Annotated in this window: 30 protein-coding genes; 12 read left to right on the top strand and 18 right to left on the bottom strand. The window is 38.5% G+C overall.

Going from position 1 to position 25229, the window contains the following annotated elements:
- On the top strand, window positions 1-572 hold a 572-nt coding region (locus tag GJS40_RS07440), incomplete at its 5' end, for a transposase (protein ID WP_270897262.1).
- A gap of 190 nt (window positions 573-762) precedes the next feature.
- Here GJS40_RS07440 and GJS40_RS07445 read toward each other — a convergent pair.
- The 7 genes from GJS40_RS07445 to GJS40_RS07475 all read right to left on the bottom strand — a co-directional run bounded on the left by GJS40_RS07445 (window position 763) and on the right by GJS40_RS07475 (window position 5838).
- On the bottom strand, window positions 763-1023 hold the full coding sequence (locus GJS40_RS07445) for an OsmC family protein (protein WP_270897263.1): 261 nt from the start codon (window positions 1021-1023) through the stop codon (window positions 763-765).
- Between the two features lie 58 nt (window positions 1024-1081).
- The gene (locus GJS40_RS07450) at window positions 1082-2167 is read right to left on the bottom strand and encodes a sensor histidine kinase (protein WP_010648802.1); all 1086 of its coding nucleotides are present in this window, start codon (window positions 2165-2167) and stop codon (window positions 1082-1084) included.
- On the bottom strand, window positions 2154-2837 hold the full coding sequence (locus GJS40_RS07455; protein ID WP_060669092.1) for a response regulator transcription factor: 684 nt from the start codon (window positions 2835-2837) through the stop codon (window positions 2154-2156). Before GJS40_RS07455 ends, GJS40_RS07450 begins: the two co-directional genes overlap by 14 nt.
- 30 nt (window positions 2838-2867) lie before the next feature.
- On the bottom strand, window positions 2868-3461 hold the full coding sequence (locus tag GJS40_RS07460; protein ID WP_270897264.1) for a peroxiredoxin family protein: 594 nt from the start codon (window positions 3459-3461) through the stop codon (window positions 2868-2870).
- An 18-nt stretch (window positions 3462-3479) separates the two neighbouring features.
- A complete protein-coding gene (locus GJS40_RS07465) occupies window positions 3480-4238 on the bottom strand; it encodes a cytochrome c biogenesis CcdA family protein (protein WP_010648805.1) in 759 nt (252 codons plus the stop codon).
- Window positions 4238-4885 carry a hypothetical protein gene (locus tag GJS40_RS07470; protein ID WP_145524155.1) on the bottom strand — a complete coding sequence of 216 codons (648 nt, stop codon included), beginning with the start codon at window positions 4883-4885 and terminating at the stop codon, window positions 4238-4240. The genes GJS40_RS07465 and GJS40_RS07470 overlap by 1 nt, the downstream gene beginning before the upstream one ends.
- Before the next feature lie 143 nt (window positions 4886-5028).
- Window positions 5029-5838, bottom strand: a complete 810-nt coding sequence (locus GJS40_RS07475) for a cupin domain-containing protein (RefSeq protein WP_060669090.1) — start codon at window positions 5836-5838, stop codon at window positions 5029-5031.
- Window positions 5839-6011: 173 nt separating this feature from the next.
- Between GJS40_RS07475 and GJS40_RS07480 the strand changes: the two genes are divergently transcribed.
- On the top strand, window positions 6012-7721 hold the full coding sequence (locus tag GJS40_RS07480; protein WP_270897265.1) for a recombinase family protein: 1710 nt from the start codon (window positions 6012-6014) through the stop codon (window positions 7719-7721).
- Here the strand turns inward: GJS40_RS07480 and rlmH are convergent.
- The gene (gene rlmH / locus GJS40_RS07485) at window positions 7662-8141 is read right to left on the bottom strand and encodes a 23S rRNA (pseudouridine(1915)-N(3))-methyltransferase RlmH (protein WP_270897266.1); all 480 of its coding nucleotides are present in this window, start codon (window positions 8139-8141) and stop codon (window positions 7662-7664) included. The two genes, GJS40_RS07480 and rlmH, sit on opposite strands and share 60 nt — an antisense overlap.
- 16 nt (window positions 8142-8157) lie before the next feature.
- Window positions 8158-9063, bottom strand: coding sequence for a LysR family transcriptional regulator (locus GJS40_RS07490; RefSeq protein WP_270897267.1), 906 nt, complete (start codon window positions 9061-9063; stop codon window positions 8158-8160).
- Between the two features lie 184 nt (window positions 9064-9247).
- Between GJS40_RS07490 and gdhA the strand changes: the two genes are divergently transcribed.
- Window positions 9248-10627: an NADP-specific glutamate dehydrogenase gene (gdhA, locus tag GJS40_RS07495; RefSeq protein ID WP_270897286.1), complete on the top strand. Its 1380-nt coding sequence runs from the start codon at window positions 9248-9250 to the stop codon at window positions 10625-10627.
- A gap of 570 nt (window positions 10628-11197) precedes the next feature.
- Here the strand turns inward: gdhA and GJS40_RS07500 are convergent.
- Complete coding sequence (locus GJS40_RS07500; protein WP_270897268.1) at window positions 11198-11497, bottom strand: hypothetical protein; 300 nt, start codon at window positions 11495-11497, stop codon at window positions 11198-11200.
- A gap of 92 nt (window positions 11498-11589) precedes the next feature.
- On the opposite strand from GJS40_RS07500, the gene GJS40_RS07505 reads away from it, so the two are divergent.
- On the top strand, window positions 11590-12861 hold the full coding sequence (locus tag GJS40_RS07505) for a hypothetical protein (protein WP_270897269.1): 1272 nt from the start codon (window positions 11590-11592) through the stop codon (window positions 12859-12861).
- A 79-nt stretch (window positions 12862-12940) separates the two neighbouring features.
- Here GJS40_RS07505 and GJS40_RS07510 read toward each other — a convergent pair whose 3' ends face one another.
- On the bottom strand, window positions 12941-13075 hold the full coding sequence (locus GJS40_RS07510) for a hypothetical protein (protein WP_270897270.1): 135 nt from the start codon (window positions 13073-13075) through the stop codon (window positions 12941-12943).
- A 236-nt stretch (window positions 13076-13311) separates the two neighbouring features.
- On the opposite strand from GJS40_RS07510, the gene GJS40_RS07515 reads away from it, so the two are divergent.
- Window positions 13312-13950, top strand: a complete 639-nt coding sequence (locus tag GJS40_RS07515; protein ID WP_270897271.1) for an O-methyltransferase — start codon at window positions 13312-13314, stop codon at window positions 13948-13950.
- Window positions 13951-14018: 68 nt separating this feature from the next.
- Window positions 14019-14792, top strand: coding sequence for an inositol monophosphatase family protein (locus GJS40_RS07520; RefSeq protein ID WP_270897272.1), 774 nt, complete (start codon window positions 14019-14021; stop codon window positions 14790-14792).
- Between the two features lie 75 nt (window positions 14793-14867).
- Here the strand turns inward: GJS40_RS07520 and GJS40_RS07525 are convergent, their stop codons facing one another.
- On the bottom strand, window positions 14868-15263 hold the full coding sequence (locus tag GJS40_RS07525) for a DUF4190 domain-containing protein (RefSeq protein ID WP_270897273.1): 396 nt from the start codon (window positions 15261-15263) through the stop codon (window positions 14868-14870).
- A 91-nt stretch (window positions 15264-15354) separates the two neighbouring features.
- On the opposite strand from GJS40_RS07525, the gene GJS40_RS07530 reads away from it, so the two are divergent.
- The 6 genes from GJS40_RS07530 to GJS40_RS07555 all read left to right on the top strand — a co-directional run bounded on the left by GJS40_RS07530 (window position 15355) and on the right by GJS40_RS07555 (window position 19253).
- Window positions 15355-16029: a uracil-DNA glycosylase gene (locus GJS40_RS07530; protein WP_270897274.1), complete on the top strand. Its 675-nt coding sequence runs from the start codon at window positions 15355-15357 to the stop codon at window positions 16027-16029.
- 13 nt (window positions 16030-16042) lie between these two features.
- Window positions 16043-16885, top strand: a complete 843-nt coding sequence (locus GJS40_RS07535; RefSeq protein WP_270897275.1) for an aldo/keto reductase — start codon at window positions 16043-16045, stop codon at window positions 16883-16885.
- Window positions 16886-16904: 19 nt separating this feature from the next.
- Window positions 16905-17945, top strand: a complete 1041-nt coding sequence (locus GJS40_RS07540; RefSeq protein WP_270897276.1) for an AbrB family transcriptional regulator — start codon at window positions 16905-16907, stop codon at window positions 17943-17945.
- A gap of 86 nt (window positions 17946-18031) precedes the next feature.
- Window positions 18032-18214 carry a hypothetical protein gene (locus GJS40_RS07545; protein WP_270897277.1) on the top strand — a complete coding sequence of 61 codons (183 nt, stop codon included), beginning with the start codon at window positions 18032-18034 and terminating at the stop codon, window positions 18212-18214.
- A gap of 125 nt (window positions 18215-18339) precedes the next feature.
- Window positions 18340-18612, top strand: a complete 273-nt coding sequence (locus tag GJS40_RS07550; RefSeq protein ID WP_270897278.1) for a DUF5327 family protein — start codon at window positions 18340-18342, stop codon at window positions 18610-18612.
- 263 nt (window positions 18613-18875) lie between these two features.
- Window positions 18876-19253 carry a DUF423 domain-containing protein gene (locus tag GJS40_RS07555; RefSeq protein WP_270897279.1) on the top strand — a complete coding sequence of 126 codons (378 nt, stop codon included), beginning with the start codon at window positions 18876-18878 and terminating at the stop codon, window positions 19251-19253.
- A gap of 48 nt (window positions 19254-19301) precedes the next feature.
- On the opposite strand, the gene GJS40_RS07560 is transcribed toward GJS40_RS07555, so the two are convergent.
- From GJS40_RS07560 to GJS40_RS07585, 6 genes are all read right to left on the bottom strand, one after another.
- Window positions 19302-20111, bottom strand: coding sequence for a DUF368 domain-containing protein (locus tag GJS40_RS07560; RefSeq protein ID WP_270897280.1), 810 nt, complete (start codon window positions 20109-20111; stop codon window positions 19302-19304).
- 180 nt (window positions 20112-20291) lie between these two features.
- Window positions 20292-22439 (bottom strand): ATP-dependent Clp protease ATP-binding subunit, encoded by a 2148-nt coding sequence (locus tag GJS40_RS07565; RefSeq protein ID WP_270897281.1) that lies wholly within the window; start codon window positions 22437-22439, stop codon window positions 20292-20294.
- Window positions 22440-22720: 281 nt separating this feature from the next.
- Window positions 22721-23098 carry a spore coat protein GerQ gene (gene gerQ / locus GJS40_RS07570; protein ID WP_270897282.1) on the bottom strand — a complete coding sequence of 126 codons (378 nt, stop codon included), beginning with the start codon at window positions 23096-23098 and terminating at the stop codon, window positions 22721-22723.
- A gap of 94 nt (window positions 23099-23192) precedes the next feature.
- Entirely contained in the window at window positions 23193-23615 is a 423-nt protein-coding gene (locus GJS40_RS07575) for a cell wall hydrolase (protein ID WP_270897283.1), read from the bottom strand.
- A 100-nt stretch (window positions 23616-23715) separates the two neighbouring features.
- The gene (locus GJS40_RS07580) at window positions 23716-24438 is read right to left on the bottom strand and encodes a hypothetical protein (protein ID WP_270897284.1); all 723 of its coding nucleotides are present in this window, start codon (window positions 24436-24438) and stop codon (window positions 23716-23718) included.
- A gap of 219 nt (window positions 24439-24657) precedes the next feature.
- Window positions 24658-25229: transposase (locus tag GJS40_RS07585; RefSeq protein ID WP_270897285.1), on the bottom strand; the 572-nt coding region annotated here is incomplete at its 5' end.

Here is a 25229-nt window from a genome sequence, read left to right on the forward strand (position 1 = left end):
TAAAATCAAACGCTATTTTACAGCGAATGGCAGATGAATTACATCCAGCAACGGAGATATCAGATGTTTCCATGTCTGAATGCTATTATGAGGAAATCGAATACCAGGCAAAATCATGGTCGAAGTCCAGAAAAGTAATCGTACAATCTGTTCGTCCTGCAGGTGAATTGTTTTTTACACACTCATTTTTTGTCACAAACCTAGTAGATGCGTTCTCTCCAAAGGATATCGTTCGTGCTTACCAAAAAAGAGGCACGATGGAGAATTATATTAAGGAAGCTAAAAACGGTTTTTACATGGATAAAATGAACAGCCACTCCTTCCAAGTGAATGAAGCAAAAATGATGTTAAGTCTATTAGCGTACAACCTAACGAATTGGCTACGTACCCTTTGCTTCCCAGAAAAACAGACAAGTATGCAAATCGAAACCATTCGTACAAGAATTATTAAAGTTGCGAGTAAGTTAGTAAAATCGGGACGATCCCTCTACTTTAAATTGTCCTCTAGTTTTGTGTACCAAAAATTCTTTTGGGAAGTACTTCAGCGAATTCAACGTCTAAGGCTAGAATAATTCAATTGAATAGCTGTTTTTTTAAAAGGATGAAAGACCAAGGGGGTAGTATGCCCAAAATCAGGATTTTACTACAATTCACCTTTATCATTTATCATGTTTATCGAAATTAACAGCTCTTACTTGTTTAGATAACAAAAAATCATTGGATTTGGTATCAAATTAAATCTTCATTGGAAGTATGAATAATTCAGGTGAAATGTAACACTATTTTTGTAACTTTATTCGCTTCTTCCTCATTACGTTCGATTTCTACCTCCATTTTAATTGTATCAAAAGCAATACGTTTCTTTTCCATTACCTTCTTTAATAATCCCCCACTACACCCCACAAGTGACGAAACGAGTAGCTGTACTGGTCGAAAGCCAAGTTCCGAATTACTCGAAATATCAAGTTTACCATATTCAAATTCTGCTTCTAACGCTCCTGAGTCCTTAAAATTAAACTTCATTTTATTCGCCTCTCTTATTTTTTAATAATGCCCTCATGAGATAGCTAAAAGTCAATACTTATCCTTTAGGCAGACTAAACCAAAAGGTATGCACATTCTCTTCTGAAATAACACCTATCTTTCCTCGGTGATGTTCAATAATCTCTTTTGAAATAGCAAGCCCTAAACCAGAACCGCCATATTCTCGTGATCTCGAATGGTCAACACGATAAAACCGTTCAAAAATTCGTTCCTGCTCATCAATCGAAAGAGATTTTCCGGGTCCAGCTATACTAAGCCTATACTCTGATTGAGAATCTATTCCCTTGATTGTTATTGACCCACTACCCTCATAGTAGCGAATGGCATTATCAAGTAAATTACTAATGACTTGTGAGATTGCACCACTATTTAGTTTAATAATACTCGGTGCAACGTCTACTTGCATGTTAATGTCTTCCTGTTCTATTGCCCAGCGAAACATTTCTATCGATTGTTCCACTATCTTTTCAATTTGAACAAGTGATTTTTCTGAAAAACTCTGGGTTGATACGTGATCCCATTCTTTCAGTTGTTCCATCTGCTCTACCAAATGAATAAGCCGCTTTGATTCATTGAATAAAGATTGGTATAGCTTTTCGTCTCCTTGAATCACTCCACTTTGTAATGCACGGAGATACCCTTTTAAGTTGGATAGAGGAGTACGAAACTCATGGGATAAATCAGAAACTAGTTTTTGTCGATGAAGTTCATTATCCTCAAGCTGTTTAATTAAATCATTAAAATGACTAATTAATTCGCCTATTTCACCATCTGATTTAGCTTGAATAGGATTAGGATATTCACCCTGTTTCATCCTTTTAGTAGAGGAAATTAGTTCTTTTAATGGATGAATCAACTTTTTGGTTAAATAGAAATGAATAAGACTACCAATAATAATGGTAGAAATACTGAATATCCACAAGTATTGAAATAATGTCGTCTCGAATTGAGCTTGTTTTTGATTACTCATTGAAGTTAATCCATCCGCAAGAACACATGCAGTATTATAAATTGCCCAACTACTTAAACCTACAAATGCAGCAATCACTAATATGTTAATAAACGTTAATCGAAAAAGAAATTGTTTGGGAACAAGCACCTTTCTTATTTTATTCCGTAACAAATTTATACCCCATTCCTCGGACCGTAATAATTCGTTTAGGTACAGCTGGATTTTCTTCGATTTTTTTCCTTAGTTTCTTTATATGTGCATCTATTGTCCGGTCTAGTATTAATTTGTCCGCATAAGGATATAGTTGATTCAAAAGGCTTTCTCTAGAGATAACCGTATTCGGATTCTCCATAAAATAATATAATAGATTGAACTCATGCTTCGTTAGTTTTACTTCTTGATCCAAAAGTAAAACTTCCCCTTTTCGAGGTTTAATACATAATCCATCATAAGTAATCTTCTGGCAAAATTGCCCTGTTCGCCGTAGTACAGCTTCAATATGAGCTAGAAGTTCCTCTGGTTCAAATGGTTTCACTATATAATCATCTGCCCCAATCTTTAACCCATTAATTTTATCCTCTATACGTGATTTAGCAGATAGCATAATGATCGATACTTCATTTCTCTCTTGTTCCCGAACCCACGTACAAAATTCTTCTCCACTAAGTTTAGGGAGCATTAGATCTAGTATGATAAGACAAGGATGTTTCGATAGAAATACTTCCTTTGCTTCCTCTCCATCTACAGCCTCCACAACATCATAGCCTGATTTTTTCAAATAAATGCTGATTAAATCACGTATCATTTTATCGTCTTCAACAACTAATATGGTTTGTTTCATTCTCTCACCTCTTTGCCCATCATATGTAATTTACTCCATCTTCTCAAATTCCTGCACCATCATATCGTAATTCATTGCACCATATGCCTTGTAACTAATCAATCCGTTGGAATCAACCATATAAGTAGTTGGAATTGGTTGGATTGCATAGAGATTTGCTACGTCTAAATTGGGATCCATTAAAACTGGAAAAGTTAGTTTATATTCGTCAGCAAAGTTCTCTATATCTTCTACACTAGATTCCGAATTGGTTAGATTAACTGCTAAAATAACAATATCCTTATCTTGATGGAACTTTTCCATATCAGGCATTTCTGCTCGACATGGTGGACACCATGTTGCCCAAAAATTAATCATTACACGGTGTCCACGAAAGTCCGATAATTTTACACTGTCCCCACTTAACGTATCTAGTTGAAAATCTGGTGCCTTGTTCCCAACTTCCAAACCAATAACAGGCTTCTGATTTTCTTCTACTCCTTCATCTGTAGCTTCAGCCTCTACTTCTTGTAGCTCCTCTACATTTTCAAAATGGACCGCAGACTTTTTGTTTGAGTCGAGGAAATCATAGACTGCCCAGCCTACCATACCTATCACTACAACTAAAAGAATCCATTTTTTCATCACAAACACCTCCTAAGTTTACCCTAATCTTGATAACCAAGTATCTTGTACTAAATCTAGTAAGAATCCTGAAATACGTGGCATTAATCCGAAGAATAGAACGAATCCCATCAAAATCATCATGATGGCACCTATCTTCATTATGATGTTGCTATGCCGTACTATCCATTTCGTTTTCCCAATAAAGAATGTTAAGACCAGAAATGGTAATGCAAATCCAAATACATACATAATCGTATAAAACATTCCTTGACCGGGATTACTAGCAGCTAAGAGTAGAATGGAACCGAAAATTGGTCCGATGCAAGGTGTCCATCCAGCAGCAAACCCAAGCCCAATAAAGAATGTCCCAACATATCCAGCTGGTTTTTTCGTATAATGAAACCGCCGTTCCTTCATTAGAGACGGTATTTGGATCCAACCCGCTATAAATAACCCCATTATAATAATAAAAACTCCTGCTATCCGCTGAATGAGTAGTCCAGAATCACCAACCAAGAGTTTTTGCGCCCATTGTCCTAAAAACGAAGCACTGGCACCTAAACTAAGGAATACTAGGGAAACTGCTAAAAGGAAGAAGAACGAATGAGCGAATAACTGGCGAACTATTTTTCTATTCTTATTACCTTGTAATTCCTTTACACTAATGCCCGTTATATACGACATATAGGCTGGGAAAATTGGCAAAACACATGGCGATAAAAATGATAAAGCACCAGCTCCTATTGCTAATAGCATTCCTACCAGTAGCATCGTATCAGTCTCAATAATACCCATTATGTAGCCCCCCTTCTTATTTTATAAGTTAAAATACCGACGCTCATTACTAAAAACAATCCAACAAACCATGGTGCCATGATATAACCAAAGACCGTCACAAAAGGCTGAACAAATCCTAAAATAAGCATACCAATCGACCAAACTATAACAATGACCGTCAACATCTTCAAAGTAGTAAAACGCTCCCGTAACAAAAAGAATATAGCGATTAAAATGGATAATAAAATTAAATATCCCAATGCATAGAAATTATCCACTACAACGAATTGAATAAACTCATATACAAACGAACTAATAAGAAATAGATGGACAAAAGAATCCAATAAGGGAATTACTTGCATGTTTTTTTGTTTCGATTTATATAGAAGCATTAATGCTATTGATACAATAGCAAAATAAAATGATTTTGAGTCACTCGGATAAGCCAAAATGGATAAAGGATCCGATATAAAAGTGGAAAGGTTTATTAAGATTTTCCCAATCCAAATAAAGATTACAAAATTGAATAATTGCGATATTATTTCCTCTACCTGTAATTTCTTTTGCTCTCTAGTTAAGTCACTTAACAGATAGAAGGATAGAAAGCCTACTGCGAAACTTAGAGCAATTATACCAATTGCTGTTAACTTACTTGCTATAGCCATCGTATTTCCTCACTTTCAAACTCCGTCTAATGTACCTTACCCTTCCAATGTGAAAATTTGATGAAAGTTACATTTAACATTTCATAAAAATAAAAAAAGGAGTTTTGTCAAAATGACAAACCCCATTTAATACTAGACTATCCCTACATATTTTTACTTTGCGGAAGAAGTTTTGATTCTCCCGTACGTTCCCATTCTTCTACAGTCTCATATGCTCTTTTAGGAGAATAGCCTTTTCCAACGAGAACTCCCATGAGAATAAACTCTTGAAGGATATGTGTAGCATTTATTCCTCTCTTAACGTCTTCTAATCCTTCTTTCACTAAAAACTCTGTATACTGTACCCATTCATCTGGAGTTCTACCGAAATAAGTTGGATTGGCCGAATTACCGCCTTCTTCCGCAGCCATTGCATCTGCTTTCGTTTGGTGAATCGTTCCAAATGGATGTTCTGGAGGTGCATAAATGGTATATAACTTTAATGGCTTATTTCCAGTGTTTGTTAAATTATGCCATTTACCAGCAGGAACCATGATAGCATAATCTTCAGAAACCCTTCTTTCATAGTTCAAATTATTTTCGGTGTCACCCATTTGAACAAGCCCCTGACCTTCTTCAATACGTAGAAATTGATCTACATCTGGATGGACTTCCAAACCAATGTCTTCTCCAACACCAATACTCATCAATGTAACCTGCAAATGATTTCCGGTCCATATTGCCGTGCGAAAGTTGCGATTCCTTTCCGCAGCTTCCTCTATATTTATTACGAATGGCTGTTTCCCTTGATCTTTAAATGCCATATTTTTTGCTCTATCTTCTATTTGCGTTGGTTGATACATGCTCCCCATATTTGTTTCTTGTGGGTAACCCCAATATATAGGATGTTGGCGAACATGGTGCATTGGAACACTTACATAGTAATTTGGATACATATATGGTGAATAATACATCTTCTCACTCCTCCATTATTGTCATATGTATCCTATGTATCATTCTTTTTAGTTTAATAAACAAAAGATAATTCTCCGTTTATTAAAGTATTGCCTAATATTTATTGGACAACAAAGTCCCTTTTCTCCTTCTATTAATTTCAGTGTATTATAAGGGTGAAAGGAGAATAAATATGAAAGAGATAAAAAAGGTTGCTATTTACTGTCGTGTAAGTACCGAAGAACAAGCAACTGAAGGCTACAGTATTGCTGCCCAACTACAAACTTTACGTCATTATTCACAACTATATGGCTGGGAGGTAGCAGAAGAATATGTTGACGAGGGAATTAGTGGAAAGAATATTAAAGGACGTCCTGCCATGCGCAAACTTGTTGCAGATGTTGAAAAGAATAAGTTCCAAGCAGTTCTTGTATGGAAAATATCTCGGCTTTCACGTAATATGTTGGACACCCTTAATCTGCTAGATAAATTTGAGTATTATGGGGTAAAGTTCATTTCTTACTCTGAAAACTTTGATACCGGAACCCCTATTGGTCGTTTGGTTGTACAGCTTATGGCTTCTATCGCAGAAATGGAACGTAATACATTAGCGGAAAACGTTAAACTTGGCATGAAACAAAGGGCTTTGGAAGGACTTTGGAATGGCGGGGTGGTGTTTGGCTATGATCATACTGACAAGAAAATGCTTGTTATCAATCAAAAGGAAGCATCAGTAGTCAGGTTAATCTATACACTGTACGCAGATGGGAAAGGCCTGAAAGCAATTGCTAATCACTTAAACAAAGCCGGACATAGAACTAAACGTAATCGGCATTTTTATATCAACGGTGTCGCTCAAATTTTAGACAACCCTGTATACATTGGAAAAATTCGATGGTTACAGTTCGAAAACTGGGATACACAACGAAGAAGAGGGAAAAACCCTAATCCAATTCGCGTTGACGGGAAGCATGAACCCATTATTTCCGACGAGTTATGGAGTATCGTTCAAGCAAGAAGAAAAAGTAGATCATTTAAACAACGCCAATCCAATGAGCCTTTCCTACTTAGTGGTCTTTTGAGATGTCCTGATTGCGGTCAGGGGATGGTTCCCTCAATTACTACTCGGAAAAATAAAGACGGGGAAAAACGAAAGTATCGCTATTATGTTTGTGGTGATTTCCATAACAAAGGATCGGCTGCTTGTAAGTCAAACTCAATTAAGGCGTACGATGCAGAAAATCTAGTTATTAAGAGAATTGAAGCATTTCTTTCTAAGAAGAGATTATACAAAACGCTCCAAGATATAAATTCAAACTCTGTTGGTTTCCTTAGTCAGCTCAATAAGGAATTTGAAAGTATAGAAGAACGATTAACAGAAATAGAGTCATTACAAGATCGTTATATGGAAGCATTTGAAAAGAACACCCTACCAACTAGTATCCTACAAGATAGATTACAGAAAGTTAGTAATGAAAAGGAGGAGTTAGAACAAAGAAAGAACGAGATAACTATACAATTAGGTTCTAATGATTCAAAGGTAATTCAACCAGAGCTAATTGAGACGCTATTGGAACGATTTCTCTCGACTTATAAGAAGACTTCACGGGAGAATAAAAAACAATTACTCCAACATCTAATTAATCATATAACGATTAAACAACTAAAAGACAAGTCGCGAACAGTAAAAGAAATTGAACTTGACTTTGATTTTACCGAAATCAATATATCAAAAACTTTTACTCTAATTCACTTGTTATATCGTGAAACGGATAATGAACACACGTTTTCAATACCCGCTTCCGATAAAGAATTACCACCTTATCTCCAACAATTTTTGTCTCTATTTATGATACGGTTCGTTCCGTTGAATTTTAAAAGCACGATAAATTTGTTCCAGTAATATCAATTTCATGAATTGATGCGGAAACGTCATTTTGGAGAAAGAGAGTTTGACGTTTGCCCGCTTGAATACTTCGTCACTAAGTCCGTTGGAGCCTCCGATGACAAAGGTGACGTTGCTTTTACCATATACACTGAGGTTTTCTAATTCTTCTGCTAATTTTTCGGAAGACCATTCTTTCCCGTCAATCGCAAGGGCAATCACGTATTGTTCGTCTTTTATCTTATTTAATATCCGTTGTCCTTCTTTTTCTTTTACCAATTCTAATTCTTTTTCACTTAACTGTTCCGGGGCTTGTTCGTCGGCCACTTCGCTGAAAGTGAGTGAGCAGTAGGGACGCAGTCTTTTTTCAAACTCACTGATACCTTGTTTTAAAAATTTTTCCTTTATTTTACCGACGCTTACAATTTGAATGCGCATCATTTTCCCTCTTTCGTTAATTTTGGAATTGGTCAAGTGTATGGAAGAAATCTTGAACAAATTCGTAAAATAACTTCTCCGTTGGCAAAAGTTCGCGTTCATTTGGTACAATAATACCAACTGTGCGAGTAACTTCTGGTTCCGCAATTGGTATTTTTTTGGTTCGTCGGGGGACATTATCGATAAGTGTAATCTCGGGGACTAGGGAAATTCCGAGCCCGGCAGAAACGAGGCCTTTGATGGCGTCAATATCTTCTCCTTCAAAGGCGACGGTTGGTTGGAAGCCTTGGTGAAGACATGCTTCCATAATAATATCTCTTAATATATATCCTTTCGGAAACAGAATAAAGGAATCATCCCGTAATTCACTTAATTGTAAAACTTTTTTGTCAGCGAGGGGATGATTTGCAGGCAGTAAAGCGACGATTTTTTCTGTAAAAAGAATCGTTCCTTTCAACTTTTTTTCTTTATGCGGAACCGGTCCTAACAGCGCCATATCGATATTTCCTTTAATCACGTCATTGATTAAGTGATGGTAGGAGTTTTGCTTTAGTTTAAATTGGACCTGTTCGTGTTTTTCGCGAAAAGCAGAAAGGACAGTAGGTAAAATATAAGAAGCAAGACTACTCGGGAATCCAATATGAATCGTGCCTTTATCAGGGTCCGTGTACTCGGCAATTTCACGAAGCGCATTATCAATTACGCGCATCGCTTGTTCCATATGGATAAGAAACATCTCACCAATTGGAGTAAGTTTGACACTTCGTCCTTCGCGTATAAATAAATCAACACCAAGTTCAGCTTCTAAATTAAAAATTTGCCGACTGACCGCTGATTGGGCAACGTGCAATGCATGAGCCGCTTCCGTCACATGTTCCCTTTTCGCTACTTCAATAAAATATTTGATTTGCCTCAGCTCCATTTTATCTCCTCCGTAGCATATAAAAAGTTCTCTTATCTCATTTTAGCATTAATGTTATCTTTTTTTCATATTGTTTAGATGAATCGGTAAATATAAAATGATAATATGCTTATTTTCGGGAAATACAAGAATAAGATTGTCTTTTTTTCGCATCCTTTCTCACAAAGGAGTTTGATATGAAGTGATGACAATGACAGAAACAGTGAAACAAAACCAAATGAATGCGGAAGAGTATGTTCGTGACATATATGATAAAGTATTGGAAAGAAATCCTCATGAAAGTGAATTCAATCAAGCGGTAAAAGAAATTTTTGATTCGCTTGTGCCGGTATTTGCAAAAGAACCAAAATATATTGAACATAATATTTTAGAACAAATTGTTGAGCCAGAACGGGTGATTTCTTTTCGCGTACCTTGGGTGGACGATAACGGTAAGATCCAAGTAAACCGGGGATATCGGGTACAGTTTAATAGCGCTTTGGGGCCATACAAAGGCGGTATTCGTTTTCATCCATCGGTTAATTTAAGTATTATTAAGTTTTTAGGCTTTGAGCAAATTTTTAAAAATTCGCTCACCGGACAACCAATCGGAGGTGGAAAAGGTGGAGCGGACTTTGATCCAAAAGGGAAATCTGATGGGGAGATTATGCGTTTCACTCAAAGCTTTATGACGGAATTGTGGCGTCACATTGGTCCGGACGTAGACGTTCCTGCAGGAGACATCGGAGTAGGTGCTCGGGAAATTGGTTATATGTTCGGTCAATATAAACGTTTGCGTGGTGCTTATGAAGCGGGAGTTATTACAGGTAAAAATCCGATGGTCGGTGGAAGTATCGGACGAAAAGAAGCAACTGGATACGGGCTTGTCTATTTCGTGAATGAAATGTTAAAAGACCACGGTCTCTCTTTGGAAGGTCAAAAAGTAATCGTTTCTGGTTCGGGAAATGTCTCTACTTACGCGATGGAAAAAGCAATCCAGTTAGGTGCCACCGTTGTTGCTTGCAGTGACTCCGACGGATACGTGTATGATGAAAATGGTATCGATGTAGAAACAGTGAAAGAGTTAAAAGAAAAAGGAAATGAGCGAATTTCCGAATACGTGAACAGACATCCAAGTGCAACGTACCATGAAGGATGTACAGGAATCTGGACAATTCCTTGCGACATTGCATTTCCATGTGCTACCCAAAATGAAATTGATGAAGAAGCTGCGAAAACACTGGTTGAAAACGGCGTGAAAGCAGTGGGAGAAGGCGCAAACATGCCATCGACATTAGAAGCGATTGATTTGTTCGTTGAAAGTGATGTGCATTATGCTCCGGCGAAAGCAGCCAATGCAGGAGGCGTCGCCGTTTCTTCCTTTGAAATGTCACAAAACAGCATGAGACTATCTTGGACATTTGAAGAAGTGGATGAAAAACTGCAAGAAACAATGAAAAATATTTATACTTCTTGTGTAGAGGCAGCAAATGAATATGGTGACCCGGATAACCTCGTCTTAGGAGCAAACATTGCCGGTTTCGTGAAAGTAGCCGATGCGATGATTGCACAAGGTGTCATTTAATGCCAAACATATCCCTGTGCCAAGTGAAAAGGGCACAGGGTTAATTTTTGTTTTTGTTACAACTCGATTTGAGCATTCATCTAACCATGAGTATAAGCAACTTCAACGTTTAGAAGTGCTATCGACTACGTTCTAGATAAGCAATTTTTTCTCGTTTTCCGCAAGGTCATCGGCAAGTGGTTATCGATATCTCGAAAAAGGTTTTGTGTATGTATGAGGAAAATACCCACCATAAAAATGAGCCCACTGTTTGCCGATTTCATCACGGAGGGTAAAATCACCGAACATCCCTTTGATTTCTACTGAAAACATGAGATTTCCCTCTTTGTCCAGCAATTTACCCTTCACATTGATGATACTTTTCCAATCTTTCTGTCTGTATTCGCCAAGCTTATCTCCTTTTTCATCTTCTATCGTTACGATCGATCCAGTAACGTTCCATCTTTCGAAAAGAGTCCATAAGTAATCGGAAGAAGCATAATAAGCGTGTCTTGCAGGATGAAACTAAGTGGATAAAAGATAATAGGCGTTCGGACAGGCTTTACCTTACCAATGAAATGTCCATCTTTTTTAAACAGTAGCAAACGAGGGAAAATACCGATATCTTTTTTTAAAAACAAGGTGATCAAGTGCTTGGATGGATATTTTTTTCTCTGGAATATGGATATTTACAACTTTTAAATATTTCTTTCTACTCGATAATGCAAGGATACCTATGAATAAGCCAACCATGCCAATCGACACCACATTCATCCACTCTTCTGCTTTTTGCGGAAAATCGATGAGCATGGCTCCAATAGCGATCATGAAAATCATCACTGATATCACTGTTGCTGCTTTCATTCTTCGTTTGTACATCGAAGCAATCATCAAACCACTCCAACTCATGCTACAATATTTCTATACACTTGATTGTGATAGAAAATCCATTATCATTCAGTCTATCAGTGGAGGGGTATTTTTTGGAGCAAAGACTAAAAGAATTAATCGAATATACCGAAACAAAGCTAGGGCTAGAACAATATCATTTGCACACTTATCAATTGAAAAGAAAAGCAACCATTTTTAAAGAAACAATTTATACATTAGGGATGGAGTGGTTACCTCCTCATAAAAAAGAAAGAGAAGAAGATGGTTTGAACCCAAAAGGCACGGCTTCTGTGGAGATCGATGTACATACTCGTCAATTGGAAAGTGTCATTTTTGTTGGTGAAAAATCTTTTGCAAATGGTATGACGTTCCAACGCAAAGATAAAGAGGAAGTGATTCAATGGTTGGAACGGGAAACGGGACTCGTCTATGAGAAGCAGTTTGAAATCTTGAAAGAGAAAGAACAGGAGTTTTTATTTCAAGCTTGTATCGATGGAGTGAATGTTTCTCCTTCTGGCTCTATGGAAGTGAAGTTCGACGAAAAAGGGAATCTTACTTTCTTCTCTATCGGTGGCTATTTTCCGTCTAAAAAGAACGTAAAAGAAGAAACATTTACTTTAAAGGTAAATGAATTAGAACCTTTCATCATGGAACAGTTAAAACTTATTGAATTTCCTTTCGATGAACATCACCAGCTTGTCCCTGTGTACGGCATAGAAGAAATCTACGTTACCAATGATGCTTTAGAGACGATCCCTTTCGAGTTATTTGTGGAAAGAAGATATTACGACCAAATCGATGAACGATTGAAGTGGGAGACACCGATTTTGGAACCTTTTGAAGGTGCACCGATTGATTGGCAAGAGGAAGTAAGTATGGAGCAGGTGAAAACCCATGAACCTCATCCAGATACGCTTCCAATCACAATAGCCGAACGAAACCAAGTGATTCAATCGGTGGAAACGTTTATGAGAAAGCAATTTCCATCTGATTCCGGTAAATGGGTACTGAAAACCATCCATCGTGAGAACGGATATATCCTTGCCACTTTAAAACACACCACACCAAATAACCGAATATTTCAGAGAAAATTAAATGTTTTTCTTGATTCAGTGAGCTTACAAGTTGTTAATTACTTAGATAATGAACTTTTACTTGCGACATACGAAGATTTTGAAGCGCCTGGGAAAATCACGATTCAAAAAGAGGAAGCATACGAGAAAATAAGAGAAGAAATAGAACTGACACCAGTGTATGTGTATGATGCAACGTCACAACAATATATTTTATGTGGGAAAATTGACTGTCCTTATGGAGTCCATGCAGCAACTGGAGAAGTATTTATATTAGATGATTTAAAATAAAAATATTTGATTGGACGTGGAAGAAGAGGCTGTCTAATAAGTTCTGAAAAATAAATCGAGCGTTCCTTTCAACAATCATTTAGCGCTGAAACGGTGCCATACATCGTGTATGGATTGCTTTCACAATGGTGTTTGGATTGAAACGGTGCCATGATCCATTCATAGCTTGTTTCCACAAACTATTTTTGAATGAAACGGTGGCATGACTATCCATGACTTACTTCCATCAACAATTTGGTGTTGGAAACATGCCATGATTCGGCCAAGGGGCGTTTCCAGAAGCAATTTTTGATGAAGCGGTAACAAAAAAATGTCCAAAAAGTCACCAATCATGACTTTTTGGACAGCTCCTTTTTTTCCTACAAGGATTAACATCTTAACGACAATTAATATTCCTTTTCCTACAATGTTGGTATGATAGAGGAGATGATAAAGAAAGGGGCAAATGTTTTGGAAAAAATCAATCATTATATTGACGCATTGTATGACAAACAAGATCCATTACTGGAGGAAGTACTTGATTCTATACGAGAAAATGACATGCCTTTCATTTCCGTGTCTCCTTCTACTGGGAAGTTGCTCACATTGCTTGTGAAGATGACGGGAGCGAAAAATATATTAGAAATCGGCGCCCTTGGTGGATATAGTGGGATTCATTTAGCAAGAGGAATGGCTGAAAATGGGAAGTTAACTTCCCTTGAATTAAAGGAAGCCTATGCTCAGTTAGCAAAAAGAAATATGGAGAAAGCCGGTTTCGGTGAGCAAGTGACTTATATGACAGGGCCTGCCCTTGATAGTTTAGAACAATTAGTGAAGAAAGAGAAACGATTTGACTTTTTCTTTATCGATGCAGATAAAGGAAATTATGAGAATTATTTAAATTATTGTATCGAACTTGCTGCTCCGAAAGCAGTGATCACGATGGATAATGTGCTTGCTCGGGGGAGCGTGGCGGATGAAGAGAGAGAGCCGAGGCGCTATACGAAACAGATGAAAGCATTGAATGAAATGGTGGCGCGCCATCCGAAACTGGAGTCTGTCATTGTTCCCATTGGAGACGGAATGACGGTTGCCATCGTTCATCCGTAAGAAATTTTTGTTTCGGTGAGAGATTCGCTATGATAGAAGAGGAGTAGTTGTGAGAAAGGTGTGGAACGATGCAGACGTATTGGAAAAAGATGTTAACTCTCGCGAAGGAGTGGGCGCAAGAAGCAGGAGAAGAGCTGTTACAAAAAGCAGAAGGGCCTCTTCAAATGACGAGCAAAACATCGGCTATTGATTTAGTGACGGAAATGGACGTATGGACGGAAAACTTTTTAAAAGAAAACATTCAAACCCATTTTCCTGACCATTCCATTATTACCGAAGAAAGTGGAGAAATCATTGGCAGTGCTCCTTATGAATGGGTGATTGACCCAATTGATGGGACGGTGAATTATGCGAAAGGGATTCCTTTTTACGGCATTTCCATCGGAATTCGTTATCAAAAAGATACGGTGGTGGGTCTTGTTCATGCTCCGAAATTAAGAGAAACGTATGAAGCAATCAAAGGAGAAGGAGCGTTTTTAAACGGAGAAAAAATCACCGTGTCAACGACCGATAAATTAGATCGCGCTGTCCTCGCAACAGGTTTTCCGTACGATAAAGGGGTGGATGAGGATAACAATCTTCCTCATTTTCAAGTAATTCTCCCGAAAATTGGTGGAATTCGCAGGTTAGGAAGTGCTGCCCTTGATTTATGCCAAGTCGCTACAGGTCGTTTAGATGGTTATTGGGAATTAAAACTCAATGATTGGGACGTAGAAGCGGGTCTTTTAATCGTAGAAGAAGCGGGAGGAAAGACGTCGGTCAAAAGGGAAGAAAAAGGATTATTTATTATCGGAGCAAATGAGGCGATGTTTTCCGAACTAGAGCGTCTCATTGAGCGCTAATGTTTCACGTGAAACATTTTGTGAAAACAATAAAGACAGGCTCTTTTCCGCAATGGGTAGGAACCTGTCTTTTTTTCACAACATGGGGGTAGGATCCATTTCCATAAACAAAGCAATCCCTATAATAACTAATAGAATAATGACTCCGGATAAAACGAGACCGATAATACTACATATATTGCCGGCAATAGCCAATCCTCGGCCAGATTGAAATGTTTGTTTCATCTCTCTTAAGGCAATGAATCCGAAAATAAGCCCTAAAATCCCGAAAACAGGGGTAATCAGTGGGAAAAAGAAAATCATTACAATCGATAAAATGCCTAGGATCAGTGAAGCGATGGCTTTTCCATTGGTAGTTTGAGTAACAACGAAGTTTTCATCACTATTCTCCATTGATCCATCATCGGATGGATGATTTTCTTGTTGCAACGAATCGGAGTTTTTTTCGATATGCTGTTCATCTCTATCCATTTTATTCACCTCTTTCTCCCACTATACTAGGAATTCACGGCTTACTTCAATAAAAAAGCGAAAAATTTTGAAGAGAGAGGAGTAAGGACAAGTGAGTATTTTAAAAAATGACTGGGCCCCGTTACTCGAACAGGAATTTAAAAAAGAGTATTATCTTCGCTTGCGAGAATTTTTAAAGAAAGAATATACGGAACGGACGATCTACCCGGATATGTATGATATTTTCAACGCGCTTCATTATACGACCTATGAAAATACGAAAGTAGTCATTCTCGGTCAAGATCCTTACCATGGACCGAATCAAGCCCATGGCCTTAGCTTTTCTGTTCGTCCTGAAGTGAGTATTCCGCCTTCTTTGCAAAACATTTATAAAGAATTGTATGATGATCTTGGTTGTCCCATTCCTAATCACGGTTGTTTAACGGACTGGGCGAAACAAGGAGTGTTATTGTTAAATGCTGTGTTAACGGTGCGAGCAGGAATGGCGAACTCTCACCGCGGAATGGGATGGGAGAAATTTACCAATGAGGTCATTCGTCGGGTAAATGAAAAAGAAGATCCGGTCGTATTTATTTTATGGGGAAGAAATGCGCAAGAAAAAGAAGCGCTCATTACTGCGTCGCATCACTACATGATTAAATCTCCTCATCCGAGTCCTTTTGCGGCACATCGAGGGTTTTTTGGCAGTCGACCGTTTTCCCGTGCCAATCAGTTTTTAAAAGAAGCGGGTCGAGAAGAAGTCAATTGGTGTATTCGAAACATATAAAGGAGGATGAGAAATGACGACGATTGAAACAGCAACGGCAACCCTTTCTAATGGAGTGAAAATGCCTTTTGTTGGTCTTGGTGTGTATCAAGCAAAAGCTGGTGAAGAAGTGAAACGAGCGGTGAAAACTGCGCTTGCAGCGGGATATCGCAGTATTGACACTGCTTCTTTCTATGCGAATGAAGAAAGTGTAGGAGAAGCGATGAAAGAAAGTGGGATTCCTCGAGAAGAGCTGTTTATTACGACGAAAGTGTGGAACAATGAACAAGGATATGATAACACGTTACAAGCCTTTGAGCGTTCTCGGAAAAAACTAGGCCTTGATGTCATCGATTTATATTTAATTCACTGGCCACGCCCAGATACATATGAAGAAACGTGGCGCGCATTAGAGACGTTGTATAAAGAAGGGAAAGTGCGGGCAATCGGGGTGAGTAATTTTACCATCGAACATTTAGAGACGATAATAAACAATTTCGACATCAAACCGATGGTGAATCAAGTGGAATTTCATCCGCGTCTATTTCAAGAAGAATTGCTTTCTTTTTGTCAAGAACAAAACATTCAGTTAGAAGCATGGCGTCCCCTTGGAAAAGGGGAAATACTAAATAATGAAGTGATTTGCAACATTGCGAATAAACATAATAAAACGCCAGCGCAAGTACTTATTCGATGGTGTCTTGAACATCGTGTCGTTACAATTCCGAAGTCTGTGACACCAGAACGAATTTGCTCCAATGGAGAAGTATTTGATTTTTCTTTAGATGAAGAAGATATGAGAAAAATTGCCTCTTTGAACGACGGAACTCGGTACGGATATCATCCGAATGAATTTCCTTATGACACGACACGTTAAACAGAAAGAAGGAAAAGGATTGAGACGGGAACATTTTGTCTGTATAGTAATTGCGCTATTCGTGGGCGTGCTTTTTTCTTTCATTGGAGTTCCAGCTGGTTTTTTAATCGGCGGGCTTGTAGTCGGAATAAGTTACGGCTTATTTTTACGACCGCTGTCTTTTAGCGGGATGCCGTTTCGCTTTGCGTTAGGCTATGTTGGAGTCAATGTTGGGTTTATGATGGAACCGGAATTGTTTCGGCTCCTATTACATTATTTTCTACCTCTTCTTATTTCGTTAACAATCACCTTACTTGCCGGGGTTGGAATTGGATGGCTATTATATCGTTGGACCGATTTGGATCCGCTCACCGCGTATTTTTCCACGGTCCCAGGAGGAGCATCGGAAGTAATTGCTTTTAGTGGAGAGTACGGGGCTGATAATCGCATTGTGGCAGCGTTTCATACCGCGCGAATCACTTTATTTGTCATGCTTGTCCCGTTCCTTGCAAGCGTCTTTTATCCTGGGGATATGACGAAAGTGCAAGGAGAACCATTGTTTGAATCCATATCGATTGGAACGTTGATCGGTTTTTTCGTGGCGATACTGCTCGCCATCATTTTATTTTCCCTCTGGAAACTCCCGGCCGGCACGTTATTTTACGGTGTCTTTGCCGGTTTTGTCATGAGTGAGTGGATACTGACAAACGCTCCATCTATCCCTACGTATATCGCAGGAATTGGACAAGCATTGATTGGTGTCATGGTCGGGGTACGTTTTGATCGCTCCACTTTTCTAAAATTAAAAGAAATTGGCGTTGTAAGCGCATTGTTACTTGCCGTTTACTTTTTATTTAGCTTAGTCAATGCGGCGATTTTTCACTGGCTCACAGATCTACCTTATATGACGAGTTTATTAAGCACCGCTCCAGCCGGGGCTGCTGAAATGAGTTCCACTGCCATGGCATTGCACCTTGAGCCGACGCTTGTGTCCAGTCTTCACATCATTCGTGTCATCGCTTTGTTTTTGTTCTTACCGATTGTCATTCATCTGTTAAGACGTTTTTCTGCACCGAAATGATGTTAACGTTTTGTGACGGACGAAGTAGAGTAGTTTGGTTCTGATAGTGGGCGGGAATATTTCTTACTACAAATGGAGGTGAGGCAATGGGATATATTTTAATCGACGATCATCAAATCCCGGCCGAAAAGTTTGCGAGTGAAATGGAAGCAAAAAAGAACACAAATGAAAAAGAATTAGTCGTCAAAGATGATGATGGTGATTTTTGGGTCATTTATAAAGAAGATTATGAAAAAGTAGAGCCCTTTGGTTACTCAATAATAAAATAAAGCATCTGCCTAGACTGGGAATATTTCTAGTCTAGGCGTTTTTGATGAAGTACAATCTTTGCAAAAAATGAAAGGAAGAAATAAGAATAGCTATGTTATACTAACGAAGAGAAAGGATGAGGTGTATGTATATTTCTGCAGAAACGATTGTAGAAAAAATGGAAGAAGCACTGCTTCAATTGGCTAACGAATTAGAAGCTGGAAATAAAGAAAAAGTAAAATCCCATGCGCTCGTTTTACAGTCTTACTGTGACGTATTGCTTCAAGTCGATGAAGAAGAAGGAAAGAAAAGGAATCAAGTGAATGACCGTCCCCAACCAACGAAGAAAGCCATCTCTTCAAAACGAACGATTCAAGGGGATATTCCTTCTACTGAAGGGAATTTGCTTGAATTTTAAGGTAGTGTCAAAAGATCTATGAAAAACAAAGAGTTTAACAGTTAATACCATTTATGTTGGTGGAAACCTCCGCCATCGCTCTTGACAAACACGCCAATGGTTTAGCGAGAGGGTTAACAAGGGCGAAGGGGACAAAAGAAGGCATAGCAAAATAAGCCCTTGGTATTTCCATTTTAAACCATTGGCAAGTTCGGTTTGTCAAGCGTTCGCTTCGCCGAGGCTGAAAAGGGCTCAGCTAAATTTTAACGAGGGGGATAAAAAGGATGTGGAGAGTGTTTGTCATGATCGGAGCTTTAGGTGCTGCGCTTGCAGTAGGACTGGGAGCTTTTGGTGCCCATGGATTGGAAGGAACATTGTCCGATAAGATGATGTCCAATTATCAAACGGGAGTACAATACCAAATGTTTCACACCCTTGGTATTTTAATTGTGGGAACCTTAGCAGCCTACACTGGTGATTCTTCTGCTTTGACTTGGTCCGGTTGGCTTTTATTATTTGGTATCGTGATTTTTTCCGGTAGCCTATATGTGATGGCTTTGACGGGAATGACATGGCTAGGAGCGATCACACCGATTGGAGGCGTCTCCTTTATTATCGGTTGGGTCTTGCTTGTGGTTGCTGTTTCAAAAATAAAGAAGTGATAGAAACACCCAGCTAAAAGCGTACGCAAATTAGCTGGGTGTTTGTCATCATTCCACTTTGCCAAGGATGATTGCAATCGACAATCCAGTGATAAAAGTAAGAATACTCATCACGAGGAGGATGAGATTTTCCGGTATCCCAGGAAATATGACGAATAATGAACCAAAAAGTAAACCGCTCATCAAGGCATAAATGGCATTCCGATGGGTTTTTAGCAGACGATGCAACAGTTTACTCATGCTGACGATTCCAACGACAACTCCGATGGCAACGGTCATGATAATGGGAAAGTGTAAAGTCGATATCGCTCGAATGATTGTTTCATAAAATCCAAGGAGCACCAAAATAAACGAACCACTAATACCGGGAAGAATCATCGCTGCACTAGCAAGAATTCCTGCAATGAAAAGAAAAATATAATCGTTTACCGCAAGATTCGTAAGGACCGCACTCGTTTCTTCTCCTCGGATGATGCCGGTTAAAATAATTGCCACTGCTGCGAAAATAGCAAGTCCATAATGATGGAATTGGAATTGTTGTTTATAGTCGGCTTCCTTTAAAAGAAAAGGAATCGTGCCGGCAATTAAGCCAGTAAAAAAGAAGAAAGTGGGTTCTGGATAAGTCGCAAGGAGCCACTTTAACAAATTACTCAAACTAAAGATAGCAATGCCGATGCCAACGACAAGAGGAAGCAGAAAAGCAAGTTGCCGTTTCCACTGATGCGTAAAAAATAACGAAATCGCTTCAATGAGACGAGGGTAAATGCCGAGAATAAGGGCAATCGTTCCACCACTTACTCCAGGGATAATGTCACTAGCCCCTATCGCCAATCCACGAAAAAAATTTTTCCATTCCACGAAAACATTCTCCTTTAGACGAAATAAATGTCTGAAATAATCATACCATCTTTTTATACCATGAATTTGAATGAAGCGCTAGATATTACAGAGCGGTTTACGGTTTGTCTCATGTATATGTAAGTGAAAAGAAAAAAGACACTTGTTGTGCCATTTACTCACAACAAGTGCCTAAACTAGTTACATTTTTGTTACGACAATGTCATTATTTTTGACTGTCACTTTTACATGTTTTAGATTTTCTTCTTCCAGCATTAAATCAGCAATGCCGTCTTCTACATGCTCTTCGATGACGCGGCGGAGTGGGCGTGCACCAAAGGCTGGGTCATATCCTTTATCCGCAAGTTTTTCTTTTGCTTTTTCGTCTACTTCAATCGTCATTCCTTGTTCTTTCGCAGTTTCGATAATTTCTGCAAGCATTAAGTCAACGATTTGAATTAAATGCTCTTTCTTCAATTCATTAAATGCAATAATGCCGTCAAAACGGTTTAAAAATTCCGGTCGGAAATAATCAGATAGGGATTCAATGATGTTTTCTTCTACCGTACCGTCTTTTCCAAATCCAACGGTTACTTTTTTGACGCTTGAACCGGCGTTGGAAGTCATAATGAGCACGGTATCTTTAAAACTCACTGTTCGGCCTTGGCTATCTGTTAAGCGTCCATCTTCCATTATTTGCAGGAACATATGCTGTACGTCCGGGTGAGCTTTTTCAATTTCGTCTAAGAGAACGATGCTGTATGGTTTCCGGCGGACTTTTTCTGTCAGTTGTCCTGCTTCTTCGTGACCGACATATCCCGGTGGAGAACCGATTAATTTAGAGACGGAATGTTTTTCCATATATTCACTCATATCAAGACGAATCATCGCGTCACGGTCTCCAAACAATTCATCTGCGAGGGATTTAGCCAACTCAGTTTTTCCGACTCCGGTTGGTCCAACGAATAGGAAGGAACCGATTGGACGATTGCCACGACGAAGACCACTGCGATTACGGCGAATGGCCCGAGTGATTTTATCTACCGCTTCATCTTGGCCAATGACGCGTTTTTGTAGTCTTTCAGGTAAATCTTTCATTTTTTGTTGTTCGTCTTTCTGTAAGCGACGTACTGGAATGCCTGTTTTGTTTTCAACGATCAGTTGAATCGTTTCCACATCTACGGTTGGTTTATTTTTTGTTTGGCGATTGTGCTTTTCATTTAGCTGTTTCTGTAGTTTGATTTCTTCGTCTCGAAGTTCAGCAGCACGTTCATAGTTTTCTTTTTCTTTCGCTTTTTCTTTTTCAACGGCAATTTGCTCAAGCCGGCTTTGGATGTTATCTTCATCATCGGCACTGTGAGTAAGGTTTATTTTTGATCCCGCTTCGTCCATTAAGTCAATCGCTTTGTCCGGTAAATAACGATCTTGGATATAGCGGTGAGATAAACGAGCGCATGCTTCCAGCGCTTCATCCGTGTATGAAACTTGATGATATTTTTCGTAATTATCTCTCAGTCCTTTTAAAATTTGGATGGTGTCTTCTACGCTCGGTTCTTCAACGATGACAGGTTGGAAGCGACGTTCTAATGCTGCATCTTTTTCAATTTTCCGGTACTCAGCAAGCGTTGTCGCACCGATCACTTGAATTTCCCCGCGAGCAAGGGCTGGTTTCATAATGTTTCCGGCATCCGATGATCCTTCTGCCGATCCCGCTCCAACGATTTGGTGGATTTCGTCAATGAAGACAATGATGTTTTTCCGTTCTTGCAATTCTTGTAATAGTTGTTTCATTCGCTCTTCGAATTGACCTCGAATACCAGTGTTTGCAACAAGAGAGGATACGTCTAACAAGTAAATGTCTTTGTTCTTTAACTTATTCGGCACTTTGTTTTCGTGGATGCGTAAGGCAAGACCTTCCGCAATTGCTGTTTTTCCAACTCCTGGTTCTCCGATTAAAACCGGATTGTTTTTATTGCGGCGATTTAATATTTCGATGACTCGTTCCACTTCTTTATCTCGACCAATGACCGGGTCAATGAGACCTGCTTTTGCTGCGTCCGACAGATTTTTCCCAAGGTTATCAAGCAATCCGCCGCCACGTCCACCAGTTTGTGTTTGTTGTTGCAGCTTATTGAAGGAATTCATTTGATTTGCACCCATCATATCTTTAAACATTTGATCGAAAGCAGAGAAGGGATGACCGGGACCAAATCCAGCCGGTTGTTTCAATTCTTTTCTTACATCTTGATAACATGATTCACATACGTTCATTTTCATTTTTTTACCGTTAATATTCATATTTAATTCAATCCGTGCAGGGTTTGATTGGCATTTTTCACAAGTTTTCATGTACTCATCCTCCTTTATATTATGTTTTGACAATATGATTTCACCACTAGTGTTACTAAAACGGAGAAGAAAAATTCAGTTTGAACGTATCGAAGGATATAAGGCAAATCAAAGAAAATGATTGAAAAAGTAAAGTTTGACTTTGACTATATTTGACCTTTGTGATTTTATTATACACTGACCTTTTTTGACTTTCAAGGGGAAAACTTCTTTTTTTAAAAAACATCTTTGGGAAAAGAAATAAGCCATCTGAAAAGTAACTGTCAGATGGCAAAGATTCATTAACGAGGAGGATATTCGGATAAAAAGTTATTGGACGATGGAATAACCGGATAGTCATATTCCATCTGTTCATCAAACACGACGAAATCGAGATAAACCATTAAGAGTAAGTACCAACGACCTTCTTGTTCATCCCGAAGAACAATGTGATCGCGTCCTGCTTCATCCAGAATTCCAGTAAATATTTGGGATGGCCATTCCGGATTGTTTTCAAAAGTCATATACACATGCACTCGTTTTCCTAAATTAAGACGAAGAATATTTTCGATATAAGATTGTTCCATTGGAAGCATTCCTTGTTGTTGCCGAGATGCATCGGGAGCAGGAGAAGGGTAGGATAAGGGCGTTGGGTAACCATACCAATAATAAGGATACATGTTGAGCCTCCTTTTCATCAAAATTGGGTGAAGAGAACCCGACTTCGAAGCGACAGCGAAAGTAGGGGAGGAATCGTCCTTTCCTCTCACTTTCTTAATAAATATTAGGGCAATCACTATACACCGGAGAAAAGAAACAATGGGCTTTATAACGTCCCACGTTCGGTTGGCCAAACCAAGTTGGAGGACAAGGCCCCTCCGGACGATAAAACCAAAGGGAATGTTGTGCAGGATGGAATCTTTCCCCGTTCACGAGACGCCTTGCTAACCTTTTTTCTTGTTCCCGAGCTCGTTGGTAAAAGTAGCTTTTTTGTACTGCTTCAAAACCACCAGGAGATTGATAAACCATTTGTGGAATGGTTCGAATCGCAACAAAGTCCAAGCAATTCGCTCGAACTCTGTTCACCATCACATTTCCGGCAAGAAGCATTCCTAAAACCCCTTCTCCTTCTGCTTCCGCGCGCATCAGACGTGCCAGTAAACTTATATCTGATTCTGTGGCTTGAACAACAGCCATAACATCCCCTCATTTCTTCGGCACTATTTCAGCATATGATGACGGCGAAAAGATATGATTGGAAAATGAAAATTAGCCTGATGTAGAATAGGGAAGGGCTTTATGGGTGCATTTGTATCAGGAAATATTGGAAGGTCATCTCGAAGTTTCCGTGATACCCCTTTCGTATCATATCGGGCATATCGTAAGGCATCATCTCAATGAGTGAATCGATGTTCTTTTTTGCCGCATATTTTTCTACTATAGTAGAATGAATTGAGCTTAACTTTCGATTTAAGTTAATGATCTCATGATTGTAATCCTTTTCGATTCTAGATAAATGGGAAAATACAAAGCTTTTAATTGTGTCAACTGGGATATGTTTTATAATGATTGAAAGTTTAGATTGAATGTTCTCATTCAATTGTTCTACCGTAATTCTGATTTCCTCATGTTTTCTTTTACAGATATAGTAACTGCTTTCTCCCAGTTTTGAAGTTTTAAAAGTCATGTCTTTTTTGCAAAATATACATTGTGGAGTAATGTATCCTCTGTCCTTTGCATTGGTTATGGCTTGAAATACTTCATCTTTCAATTTTTTTAGCACTTCTTGAATTTTTAGATGTTCTTCTAGTGAGATAATCGGTTCTACATGATGGAGAACTTCAAAACCGTACGAAGTCTTCATATGTGCCGAATAAAAAGGATTTTCTAGATATTTTAATAAATCCTCGTACCTTTTGTTTTTTAATATCTTTTTGTATTTCATTATAATATTGAACAAATCATCTGCTTCATTGGTTTCAGCCACTTCATAGAAAAAAGATTTTAAGTCATTAACCACTTCTGGATTCGGGATATACTTAACCCTGAATTATTCATACTTCCTATGAAGATTTAATTTGATACCAAATCCAATGATTTTTTGTTATCTAAACAAGTAAGAGCTGTTAATTTCGATAAATATGATAAATGATAAAGGTGAATGGCAGTAAAATCCTGATTTTGGGCATACTACCCCCTTGGTCTTTCATCCTTTTAAAAAAACAGCTATTCAATTGAATTATTCTAGCTTAAGACGTTGAATTCGCTGAAGTACTTCCCAAAAGAATTTTTGGTACACAAAACTAGAGGACAATTTAAAGTAGAGGGATCGTCCCGATTTTACTAATTTACTCGCAACTTTAATAATTCTTGTACGAATGGTCTCGATTTGCATACTTGTCTGTTTTTCTGGAAAGCAAAGGGTACGTAGCCAATTCGTTAGGTTGTACGATAATAGACTTAACATCATTTTGACTTCATTTACCTGGAAAGAATGGCTGTTCATTTTATCCAGATAAAAACCGTTTTTAGCTTCCTTGATATAGTTCTCCATCGTCCCTCTTTTTTGATAAGAACGAACGATAGTTTCTGGAGTGAATGCATCTTTTAAATTCGTTACAAAAAAGGAATGGGTAAAAAACAGTTCACCCGCAGGACGAACAGATTGTACGATGACTTTTCTTGACTTCGACCATGATTTTGCCTGGTATTCGATTTCCTCATAATAGCATTCAGACATGGAAACATCTGATATCTCCGTTGCTGGATGTAATTCATCTGCCATTCGCTGTAAAATAGCGTTTGATTTTA

It is taken from the genome of Aliibacillus thermotolerans, assembly GCF_027853235.1.
Lineage (GTDB): Bacteria > Bacillota > Bacilli > Bacillales > Marinococcaceae > Aliibacillus > Aliibacillus thermotolerans.